At 43.4% G+C, this 11,959-nt stretch carries 6 protein-coding genes; all 6 read right to left on the bottom strand.

Features of this window, described 5'->3' with window-relative positions:
• Positions 1–98 precede the first annotated feature (98 nt).
• Entirely contained in the window at positions 99–2,441 is a 2,343-nt protein-coding gene (locus KTO63_RS25100; RefSeq protein ID WP_217794868.1) for a glycoside hydrolase family 31 protein, read from the bottom strand.
• 172 nt (positions 2,442–2,613) lie between these two features.
• A complete protein-coding gene (locus KTO63_RS25095; RefSeq protein WP_217794866.1) occupies positions 2,614–4,827 on the bottom strand; it encodes a glycoside hydrolase family 3 C-terminal domain-containing protein in 2,214 nt (737 codons plus the stop codon).
• Positions 4,828–5,047: 220 nt separating this feature from the next.
• Complete coding sequence (locus KTO63_RS25090) at positions 5,048–7,624, bottom strand: GDSL-type esterase/lipase family protein (RefSeq protein ID WP_217794864.1); 2,577 nt, start codon at positions 7,622–7,624, stop codon at positions 5,048–5,050.
• A gap of 207 nt (positions 7,625–7,831) precedes the next feature.
• Positions 7,832–9,544: a family 43 glycosylhydrolase gene (locus KTO63_RS25085; RefSeq protein WP_217794862.1), complete on the bottom strand. Its 1,713-nt coding sequence runs from the start codon at positions 9,542–9,544 to the stop codon at positions 7,832–7,834.
• 95 nt (positions 9,545–9,639) lie between these two features.
• Complete coding sequence (locus tag KTO63_RS25080; protein ID WP_232373335.1) at positions 9,640–10,941, bottom strand: glycoside hydrolase family 71/99-like protein; 1,302 nt, start codon at positions 10,939–10,941, stop codon at positions 9,640–9,642.
• Positions 10,942–10,953: 12 nt separating this feature from the next.
• Positions 10,954–11,943 (bottom strand): family 43 glycosylhydrolase, encoded by a 990-nt coding sequence (locus KTO63_RS25075; protein ID WP_217794860.1) that lies wholly within the window; start codon positions 11,941–11,943, stop codon positions 10,954–10,956.
• Between the last annotated feature and the right edge of the window lie 16 nt (positions 11,944–11,959).

Below are 11,959 nucleotides of genomic sequence, written 5' to 3'. Positions count from 1 at the left end.
TTTCTTAGTGCAACTTAGTGCCCTTAGTGTCTTAGTGGTGAAAAAAACTTCGAAATATTTACCATTAAGGCACTAAGGACACAAGATTCACTAAGGCTTTAAAACTGTACTACCACTCTCTTGCCATCATACTTCACCACTTTTCCCTCGTCTTTACCAACAAGCTTTATATTAAAAATTCTCGTTTGCAACATACCTGGAAATTCTCCTTTACGATCTGAAATTTCTAATCGACTTTTTGCATTGTTCCACTTAAATGTGATGGTAGCAAAAACACCTTTCTCGTAGTTATAATTATCACCTTCATCTTCATACAAAGTGAAGTCACCATCTGTGCCTCCATAAACACGTATCCCAAGCGTTGTATCCGCGTGCTCTAACGCAAATTGTTTAGAAGCTGCAACAGGCAAAATACTTCCTGATTTTACAAACACCGGAATAACATCGATAGGTGTTTGTTTTGAAATTTGCTGGCCGCCTTTCATTTTTTCACCCGTCCAGAAATCGAACCAATCACCGCCTGACGGCAGATACACAGAAGTTGTTTTCACCTTGCCGAAATCCGTTTTGGCTGCGCCTTCTGCCCTGCTGGTGTACAAAGAATCTGTTACCGGGCAAACCAGCAATGATTTACCAAACATGTATTGATTGTCGATGTCCCATACTTTTTTATCGGAAGCAAAATCCATTGCAAGGGCACGCATCATCGTTGAATGTTGCGATGTAACCTGCCAAGCATTGGAGTATATGTAAGGCAACAACTGATATCGCAGATGGATATATTTTTCTACCGCGTCAAATGCCCAATCGCCGCGATTACCAAGTTGATAAATTTCGCGGGGAGTATTTGTGCCATGTGAACGCAACATGGGGCAGAATGTTCCAAACTGGAACCAACGCACATACAACTCCTGGTACGCCGGATCTTTTATGCCCAAAGGATATTTAGGGCTCGTGACAAAACCTCCCACATCTGTGTTCCAGTAAGGAATGCCACTGAGCGAAAGATTGCAGCCTGTTGCAATCTGCGCACGCAACACGTCCCATCTTCCCTGGATGTCACCCGACCATGTCATCGTTCCATAACGCTGTTGGCCGGCAAAAGCGGAGCGTGTTAAGATGAAAACCCGTTTGTCTTTTGTATACTGTTTTTGGTGATCACTCACTCCACCCGTTGATGCAATAGGAAAAGCATTGCCCACCTTTTTAAAGGATCCTGCGTAGGTAGCCTGCGCATCGATAAGTGAATCTGGGCCGGCCTTTTCGGGCTCTGTCGCATCGAGCCACCAACCATCCATGCCCAGTGAAAAAATATCATTCTTCATGTGGCTCCAGTAAATGTCGCGGGCAGCGGGATTAAAAGCATCATACACTTTTACATCCTTCTCTGGCCATGTCTTAAAGTTGAACAACATGTTTTTTTCTTCCAGCTCCTTATAAATTTTTGTTTTGTAACCAAAAGATGGCCAAACAGAAATAATGATGTGTGCATTCAAATTGTGCACGCTGTCAATCATTTTCTTCGGATCAGGAAAACGCGGATTGCCAAATCTTACAGCGTTCCAGTCTGCCCAGTCTTCCCCCCAGTATTGCCAATCCTGTACAATTCCATCAAGCGGCACTTTAAGGGCACGATAGCGATTTACAACATCCAGCAACTCATTTTGACTTGTATATCGTTCCCTGCTTTGCCAATAGCCAAATACCCACTTTGGAAACATCGGCGCTTCGCCTGTCAACAAACGGTATTGAGCAATGATGCTGTCCGCATTTGCAGCTTTGATAAAATAATAATCGATGCAATTGCCTATCTCAGACTGCAAAGAGGCGATATTGCTAACATCATTGAAAATCGTTGCAGATGCATTGTCCCAGAATATGCCGTAATTTTTTACTGACTGAAAAAAAGGAACGGCAATGCGCATGTTTTCCTGCCTTAACAACAACTGCTGGTTGCGTTGATTCATGCGCTCATTCTGAAACTGTCCAAAGCCGTAGATTGCTTCGTCTTGTTCTAAATGGAAAGATTGTTTGATCTTAAAAGTATTTTCATTGCCATCTTTTACCGGAGAAAAGCTGCTGCTATTCTCTTCCAGGAAAACTGCGCCAGTACTGTTGCCAAATTTCAATTGGCCGGACTTTGCATCAATGACAACTTTTACATTCTTGCTTCGGATGTCTAATGCATCTTTGCCTTCAGTAATTGCAACCGCTAATTTTTCTGGTTTGCCAATAACGCTGAAACTTTTTGTTTCGGCCACTGTACCAACCGGGTATTTTTTGACATGAACGATGCTGTTGTTGAAGAATGTGATTTCAGTGGTAATACCGTTGATGTTGAGAGATATGCCGTTTGTGACGCGTGTGTATGTTTGGGCGGTGGCAGAAGCGAGTAGCAACACAAAGGCAAAACAGAGCGTAAATTTTATTTGGGCTTGCATAAGTTTAAACGATTAGTCATTATAGTGAGGGATTCAAGAGCTACCACTAAGGCACTAAGGACACTAAGTTTCACTAAGAGGTGCCTTATATTTATGACAGTCTCTAGTATTCAGAGATCCTTAGTGAACCTTGTGTCCTTAGTGCCTTAGTGGTGAAAAAAATGCAGAGCAATTAGTGTAATCCCAAGTCCTCAACAACGAGCTTGCTTCCTTTTGTGTCTATAGTTTTAGTAATTACTTTTTTGCCGCTCAAAGCTGCGACTGTTGGTTGTTGCCCACCTACAAACAGTTGTAATTTTTCCGGCACCTGCACTCTCGTGCCTTTATCATCAACAATTGACAATTGTCTTGCTTGTAAAGTGAACTTCACCGTTTTCTTTTCTCCTGCTTTCAAATGAATGCGTTCAAAACCTTCCAGCGCGTGGATCGGCGCTTTCGAACCTGCGCCATGTTTTATGTACAATTCAACCACCTCATCACCATCTGTCTTACCTGTATTTTGAACATCAACGCTCACTGTAACAGATTTGCCTGTTGCAACGGAAGAAGGAACAACAAAGTTTGAGTAAGCAAACGTTGTATAGCTTAATCCATAACCAAAACCAAATAAAGGCTCGCCAGAGAAATAGCGATACGTGCGGTTGTTCATGCTATAGTCAGTAAATGAGGGCAATTGATCAGTTGATTTATAAAAAGTAACAGGCAAACGTCCCGCAGGATTGTAATCGCCAAACAATACATCCGCAACAGCCTCGCCGGTTGCCTGGCCGCCATACCATGCATTCACGATCGCGGGAATATTTTCAGCTTCCCACGGAGTTGCCAACGCACTACCGGTCATCATTACAAAAACAACTGGTTTTCCTGTTGCTTTCAATGCCTTTAGAAAAGCAGTTTGCACATGAGGCAGATCAATGGATGTTCTGTCGCCGCCTTCAAAACCTTCAATTTTTACAGGCATTTCCTCTCCTTCCAATGAAGGCGTGATGCCGCCAACGAAGACGATCACGTCAGCATCCTTCACTTTGTTTGCAATCGCCGTGAAGTCGACATTCTCTTTGTTGGTAACGAAATCTGTTCCTGTTTCAAATGTTACCTCGGCGGCATTTCCCAGTTTATCTTTTATGCCTTGCAAAACAGTTGTCGTCTTTGTAGGAAAGCCATTGTAATTTCCCAACACTGCAATGCTGTCATTTGCATTTGGGCCAAGCACGGCAATCTTTTTAACAGACTTTGACAGTGGCAATAAATTGTTGGCGTTCTTCAACAACACGATTGACTCTCTTGCCATTAACAAAGCTTGTGCTTTATGAGGAGCACTTTCCAATACCGATTCGGGAATGGTGCTGTAACTCACCATTGAAGCTGGATCGAACATGCCCAGTCGGAACCTTATTTCAAACAGGTGTTGCACCGATTCATCTATTTTGCTTTCGCTAATCAACCCTTGCTTTACAGCATTTACGAGGGTTGTATAAGTGTGCCCACATTCAACATCAGTTCCGTGAATCACAGCATCTGCAGCCGCAGCGGTAGCATCGGTGCTTGTTTTGTGACCTTTAAAAAAATCATCTATCGCTCCGCAATCAGAAGTAACATAACCGTGGAACTTCCATTTGTTGTACAAAATGTTTGTCATCAGTAGATCATTGCCGCAGCATGGTTGTCCGCCAAATGCGTTGTAAGCACACATTACTGAAGCAACTTTTGCATCGACCACCAAATCATGAAAGGCTGGCAAATAAGTATCTGCAAGATCGTAGTTGCTAACTGCCACGTTAAATGAATGCCTCGTATTTTCGGGCCCGCTGTGAATGGCAAAGTGTTTTGCGCAGGCAGTTATCTTCAAATATTTAGGATCATTTCCCTGGAAACCTTTTACCAATTGCGTGCCCATTTGTGCCGTCAGATAAGGATCTTCACCATAGGTCTCCTGTCCTCTTCCCCATCTTGGGTCCCTGAAAATATTGATGTTAGGTGTCCAGAAAGTTAAGCCCTGGTAGATATCTCTCGAACCTTTTCTCTCATAAGCATGATGCACGGCTCTCGCTTCTGTTGAAACGATATCAGCGGTTTTAAACATCGCTTGTTTATCAAATGTTGCAGCTAAACCTATTGCTTGGGGAAACACTGTTACGTGCTTACCTGATCTTCCTACACCGTGCAGGCCTTCGTTCCACCAGTTGTAAGCAGGAACATCCAATCTGTCAATTGCCTCAGATTTATTCATCATCTGGCTGACCTTCTCTTCCAGCGTCATTCTTTTCACTAGGTCTTTTGCCCTGTCTTCAAAGGAATAAGAAGTGTTTTTATAAACGGGAGTTTGCGCGTGCCCTGAAAGCATAAGGAGTGATGCAAAAACAGCTAGCAAGTGTTTGTGGTTCATTATTAATTTCTAAGTTGTTTGTTATAGTAGTTTGTTGTTCGTTTGATAGCGACCCGGCAATCTGTAAAAAAAGACTGCTTCTCATCCCGACGAAGGGGGGATCTGAGTGCTCATTTTCGCGTAGTGTTCGCTAGTGTTAAACCCAGATCCCTCCTTCGTCGGGATGACAAGCAATACTCCATTAATTTCTCGAACAGCTACTCTAACTGACAATAAGTTTTCAATTCCTCTTCGGTATTTTCTCCGTAAACGGCACCTCTTTCCTCAGCATTTTCGTTGCCTGACCTGCGAGCCACAAATAATAATCACTGCCAAGATCACTATCAATTGCTACGAATGGACTCGGCCCAACAGGCACTTCGGTCGCGCATTTAAAGATGGCGGTTCCTTCGTCTATCTCGTCAAACATGGCGAGGTAAAGCATTTCGGCACCGCTTCCGATGTAGCTCGAAAATTGCTTCCAGTAAAAACTTCCGCGATTCCTGGGAATCGGTTTTGAATTCTTCGCCATGTTCAACCATGAAAATCCGGGAAAAGCCAGCGGTGCATAATCCACTTTATTTTCCTTGCACCATGCAATATCTTCTTTCACTAATTGAGCAAAGGGCGCAAAAGTATTTTCGTTATAACGTCCCACAAACCACGGCATCACCACATCACATTTGCGAATGAGATGATGAAGTGTAGTGTCATTGATCGCATCCATTTCCAATTTGCGCCAATGTGTTGGCACTCCTATCAGCACGCTGAATCCTTTTTGAATCAGTGCATCAATAATGATCTCAGCCTCTCTAAAACCATATCTTCTTTTGTCGTTAAAACCAACACCCCAAACTGCTACCAACGGTTTGCCATTATGAAACAAGTACGACGTATTTGTCTTTCTTTCTTTGATGTCATAGGTTGACGCGATGTAATCAATATCCTTCAGCACCAATTGTTCATCGCCGGGCTCCATGCCGCTCAGGTCATACATGATGCTAATGGCGCGGTTGTTTATGTTCGCTGCATGAATGGCCGAGTTGAAAACTTTGTTTAATTGATTATAACTTTTTTCTCTTTTTATCTCGGCCACAAACCGCTGCACAAACACACCATCAATACCATATTCTCGCATCCAGCGAAAATGTGTATTTACCGATGATTCATCATACGAACTGAAAACATATGCAGGGCTATCATTTGCAAACCTGAATTCTGTTTTATAGACCTTGTCATACTCCGAAACATCCGGCCACATATCTACTTTCGTTGAGCCGGGATGAAAACCTTCGCGACCAAGGTAATGATACCAGCCTCTGTCAGCTCCATCACCAGGTGCGCTGAACCAACCCTGGTAACCTGCCATCACTAGTGTTTTATACGAGTCGTATTTTCTTTCGGCAATATAGAAATCTTTATCAACTGCATGCAATATGAAGTCGACAATTTGTGTTGGATTTGGAAAACTATGTGGGTGATGCTTAAATCCTTTTTTAATAACAACCTTTATTTCGCCACCTTCTGCCTTTATTTTGTTTTCGAATGGTATGGCTTGTTCTCCGGGCGGAACATATTCATCGTTCTCTGCACAAAGTATCAGAATGGGATAATGTCCTTTTGCAATTGCTTTTGTTTTGTCGATCGGGCTTCCTTTAAAGTTTTGAATGTCTGCTTTGTTTTTCAGATTATAAGCAGCCATAAAATCCTTCGTCATCTGGCTGATGTCTTTGTCCATATCTCTTGCTAATACTTTGCAATCGAGCAACGGGTTGTCAACATAAACAGCACTTACTTTATCAGGGTTTACAGCGGCCCAGTTGAGCGCATACACACCACCTCGACTCATGCCTTCCAGTACTCCTTTCTGACCCAGGCCCGCTTTGTGAAGCAATGCATACAGTTTGTTCCATGTATCTATCGCAACTTTGTTGCCCATCAGTTCTGCAACATCACAGTAGATAAGATGAAAGCCGCGCTCCAGCAGTGCTATATCTGTCTGCGGTTCATGTGCCCAGAATCTTGCTCGCCATATCCACGGTGCATTTTTCGCAACACGTTTAGGTTTTACGACTTTGCAGTCGTGACCGTCAATTTTAAATTCAGCACAGGCATACCCTTTGAAATCAGTTGTTGTGTATGGTTGCTTAAAATTTTTAAACAGATCAAACTGCGCATCCATGTTTTGTGTGATCTGTTGAAATAATCTTTTAGCAACAATTCCTGCGCCGTCTTTATTTGGATGGATTTTATCAGGAAACAATTCAGGTTTATCAGTAAGCAGTGAATGAATATCGAGCAGTTCAACGCCTTCTTCATAAGCTGCCTTTTGAACGCGCGGTGTCACCTCTTCTACAATTGTTTTGTCCCAGATCTGCATGGTATCTGTTTCAAACGATTTAAAAGGCAACAGCACAATCACTCTTGGATGAGTGGGCAATGAAGTAAAAGAGCGGATCATGTCGCGTGTATCCTGCGTTAATTCATTGTAAAAAGGACGATTGATGGCTTTTGCATCGTTGCCGCCGAGATCAATGAAAACAATGTCGGGATTGCTTTGTAGTGCCGCTTTGTAAGCATCCGTGCTCCAGTACGGATAGTTGCCATGCTTTAACATGGTGGTGCTGCTTACGCCAAAATTATTGACGACATAAGTTTTCCCAAGTAGGGCCTGTAGCTGGCCGGGAAATGAATTTTCTTTTGGATTCTCGATCCTCGCTCCTTCTGTGATGCTGGCACCAATGCAGGTGATGCGTTTCACCTGGGCTTGCATGGCAATGCTTAAGAGGAACAATGCGCTGGTTAATATCCTTTTCATGTTGGTCATTTTTTTTGCACACACCCGTCCGGCTGAAGCCGTTCGGACGGGGATGACACTGATTAAGCTGATTTGCCCGGATATGATAGCGGCATTGTTCACTGTTTCGGAGATCGTGATGGTGCGAAAGGGCGAATGCGATTCGCCCCTACAATTTTCAACTTTCAACTTTCAATTAACTCTCAACTCTCCATTCTCCACTCTCAACTATCTGACCTCCTTCACGCCCCCTCCACTAACAACGCCTGCTTCATTAAATGCATCGATCGAAAAATAATACGGCAAATCAGCATTCAGGCTTCTTATTATTATTTCATTTTTTCCGTAAACAATATAGTTTTCGTACAACTTGTTTTTATCCGTTCCAAAACGGATGTTATGACCCGTTGCGTTTACATCTTTGTTCCATGTAAGTCTTACAATGGCTCTGTCCTTGTCTCTTTCTATGTTGAATGATATAACTTCTTTCGCTGCTTTTACATTCGCTTTCCCAAACACTCGCAGGTCGGACACTGCGAACTTTCCTGAAGGAACTTGGATGTTCGTTAGTCTCACATAGCGCAATTGCAATGGGCTTTGAAGTTGTATATAGTCATGTGGAGCATCGGCATTGTTTTGCGATTTGTCCACAATTGTTTTCCAGTTTTTGTTGTCGGCGGAATACTCCAGGTTGTATTGATATGCCATATTTTCCGTGCGACCCAGTATGGAAGTATTCTGTTCGGCGAAATTGATTTGAATTGCCTGAGCAGTCTCAACACTGCCAAGATCAACGGTTATAAATTCGCCTTTGCTATTTGTTGCTGCACTCCACCATGTTCTTATGTCTTCGTCTGTTGCGGCTTGTGGTTGGTGATCGTTCAAAGAAGAGGAAGTCGTCACTTTCTTGTTGTACGAAAGCAACATCCAACCGGGAAACAGTTCTGCAGGTTTCGTTATTTTTTTCGATGGAACTAACATCGGGTAATCGCCAAAGCCGGTGTACGCGGTCATTTCGCCGTCTTTATCAAAGAAAACAGGAAACAGTGACAAGCGTCTTTCGAACATGTGTTTTACTGAAATGGTAACGGTGCCTATGTGCCAGTAGTTACCATATTTATCTTTAAATGTGCTGCCATGTCCCGCGCCAGTTGCAAAGCCTTCCGGCTTGTAGGCAAAGGGATTGTTTTTGCTCAATACAAATGGCCCAAGCGGTTTGTCTGAGACATACAAACCATCGGCGTAGCTTTTAAACTGTGTACCGGGGCAGGCATATTGCAAATAATATTTGCCATTGTATTTATTCATCCACGAACCTTCCATCCATGGAGCGGCTGTGCCGTCGTTGTAATCGCCGGGTCTCTCCCATCCATATTTTGCAGTGTTCGCGTAAATGGTATTCACGGCTTTTCCTATTGGTTGCAAATTGTTGTGCAGATCAAGTTCTACCGCATGTAAAGGCTCCTTGTCTGAACAACCATAATAGTAATACAAACGATGATCGTCATCGAGAAACAACATGGGATCAGTTGTAGAAATAGGAAACTTGTCCGTCACCAATTCCCAGCTATCAGTTTTGGGGTCTTTGGTTTTATAAATTTTGTGCGAGGCATTTCCGGAAGCGTTGAAATAAATTTCATCATCAACCACTACTGCAGTTGGTGCATAATCTTCCAGCGGTAAAATATTGCTTTTAATAAGGTCCCATTTGACAAGATCCGTTGAATGAAAATATCCGCCTGATTTTGAAGCGAACAAATAATATTCTCCTTTAAATAAAATCATCGAGGGATCGGCGGCCTCTCTCCTGGAAGGGGTGTCCAGGCAAAAGCGATAACTAAGGTTTACGGGATTGCAAATTGTCGTAGCAGGCGTTTTCCCTTGTGCATGTGTGTTGCTGAAAACTACCATTGCTCCAAGAATGAAGAAAATACTTTTCATGATGGTCATATTAATAACTGAGTAACTGAATAATTGATGTTTTAGGTGCAAACATAACTCAGTTATTCAGTTATTCAGTTATTCAATCATTTGGGCTACTCGACAGGTTTCGTTGGTCTCGTAGACGTCAGCGGAATGGTTTTCTTCAACATTTTACCACCATCGTTTGTGAGGCGTAAATAGTAGTCTGAAGAACATGCTGTTCCGTCTTCATCCAATGCTAAGAAACCTGATCCCGCAGGTATATCTGCTTGTGTTGCGGCTGTTTTTGCAATCTGGTTGCTTTCGTTGTATTCGTCAAACATGGAAATATAGATTCCCTGCACACCCAATTTACACATGTTGTAAAATTGTCTCCACATGAAATCGCCGTGCTTGCGGTGTCCTGATTGCAGGTCACCCGGCAATACGCAGGGTTGGTAATCGATGCCGTATTGCTTGCAATAAGCAAGGTCAGGCGTATTCACATTTGCATAAAAATTATCTTCATCCACAATGGTGCCCATACGTCCCACCATCCATGGTGAAAGCATGTTGAATGCTTTGTAAACGCTAATGAAAGCAGCTCTCGAGTCGCTGTTCTGGTCGCGCCAGTGCGTAGGAACGCCGCCAATTACGTAGCAGCCCTGGTCTTTAAAAAACTGAATTACATCCAGGCATTGCGCCACTGAGAAGTTGTGATTGTTATCGTTGAAGCCAAAGCCCCAGATACAAACTACTGGTTTGCCGTTTTGTTTTGCATACATAGAAGAAGCTGTATAGGCTTTCATTTTGTTCTTCCAGTCAGTCTTCATTTCTGTTTGCATATTTGTCCAACCGCTCACATCATACATGATGTAGAATTTTACGCCGTATTTTTCAGCGGCTGCTTTTACTTTTACTGTAACAGCATCACGGATCGGGCCTTCACCACCGGTGGGATTGAAACGTTGCAAAGCTGCACAATCAATGCCATAATTTTTCATCCAGGAAAACTGCACGTCTACAGTTTGGTCGTCGTAAGAAGAAAACAAAGTTGCCGGTTCGCCGCTATTCAAATTGGCAAACGCGGTTGGATATTTTTTGGTGTACTCCTTCATGTCCGGCCATGATACCATTCCTTTGTTTGTAGGAGAAGGAATCTTTGACCAATCTTGTGTCCAGTGCCACCAACCATTGATCGGCGAGTTATCACCAATGCAGGCAAACCAACCCTGGTAGCCCACTGTTATTTTGCCCACCACATCACCTGCCGGTGACGGCCAGGTTACGGGCGGATTTGTCCCTCCGTTGTTTCCTCCGTTATTGCCACCATTGTTACCTCCGTTCGGGTTGGTAACAGGAGTACTTTTTGAACAAGCGGCAAAAAGAAGAACTGCCGTCGATATGCTGAGAGATAACCTCGCTATATTTTTCATGCTGTTTGTTTTTTAGTTGGATCCTTTTCTTGTTTGGTAAACCAATTTAATGTTTCCGTTTGGTGTGTAGCCCAAAGTGTCTACACAAATTGAACGTAACCAGTCGTTGCCGGTGAGGTTCGAGTTATGATAAAAAGCATACCACTGTCCTTTGTACTCTACAATAGAGCCATGGTTGGTGGAGCTTCCTGTTTGATCAATGTAAACACCTTTGTATGTCCATGGACCCAAAGGATTGCTGCTGGTGGCATATCGCATACGGTTGCCTCGGTTGTTTGCACTATAGTTGTCGGCATATGACAAATAGTAAATGCCATTGCGTTTGTGTACCCATGTAGCTTCATGGAAATCCTGCAGGCCCAGCATGTTTTGCATGGTGCCGTTTACTTCCATCATGTTATCTTTTAATTTTCCTCCCATGCATTTTCCGCCACCCCCATAGTATAAATAAGCTTGTCCGTCATCATCAACGAACACACAAGGGTCGATCAATGATTCAAGACCGTCGATGTACTTCTGCACCACGAAATCACTTGCAGGCTTTGTGCTTGTGGCCACTCCTATTTTCCAGCTGCTGTTCCATGGAGAGGCGCTTGGGTGAGGAAAGTAGAAATAGTAGGTACCGTTCTTGTATGCACAATCAGGCGCCCACATAAAGTTGCCGTCTGGCGTGCCCCAAGGCACCTGGCTCGCTTGTAGTATCTGTCCTTCATCGCGCCAGTTCACCATATCATCTGTGGAAAAAACGTGGTACTGATCCATCAGATCGCAACCACGCGGCGGCGCAATGTCGTGAGACGGATATACATATAACCTTCCATCTGCCCACACGTGAGCAGACGGATCGGCTGTATACATGTTGGTAATAAAAGGGTTCTTATGTTGAAGGTCAAAGACGCTGGGTTGTTTTGGAGGTGTCGGCGCCGGATCATCTTTGTGTGATGAGCAAGCGAGGAGACTCAAAAGTCCTAATATGCCGATATAATGTTTAGAGATTCTCATTTCGAATTAATAATTA

It is taken from the genome of Pinibacter aurantiacus, from assembly GCF_019130065.1.
Lineage (GTDB): Bacteria > Bacteroidota > Bacteroidia > Chitinophagales > Chitinophagaceae > Pinibacter > Pinibacter aurantiacus.
Note: the sequence above shows the minus strand (reverse complement) of the source record. Positions and strands in the feature narration are given on the sequence as shown.

Excerpts from the sequence above, each read along its gene's own strand:
- KTO63_RS25100 (WP_217794868.1), bottom strand. The coding sequence starts at position 2,441 with ATGCAAGCCCAAATAAAATTTACGCTCTGTTTTGCCTTTGTGTTGCTA.
- KTO63_RS25095 (WP_217794866.1), bottom strand. The coding sequence starts at position 4,827 with ATGAACCACAAACACTTGCTAGCTGTTTTTGCATCACTCCTTATGCTT.
- KTO63_RS25090 (WP_217794864.1), bottom strand. The coding sequence starts at position 7,624 with ATGAAAAGGATATTAACCAGCGCATTGTTCCTCTTAAGCATTGCCATG.
- KTO63_RS25085 (WP_217794862.1), bottom strand. The coding sequence starts at position 9,544 with ATGAAAAGTATTTTCTTCATTCTTGGAGCAATGGTAGTTTTCAGCAAC.
- KTO63_RS25080 (WP_232373335.1), bottom strand. The coding sequence starts at position 10,941 with ATGAAAAATATAGCGAGGTTATCTCTCAGCATATCGACGGCAGTTCTT.
- KTO63_RS25075 (WP_217794860.1), bottom strand. The coding sequence starts at position 11,943 with ATGAGAATCTCTAAACATTATATCGGCATATTAGGACTTTTGAGTCTC.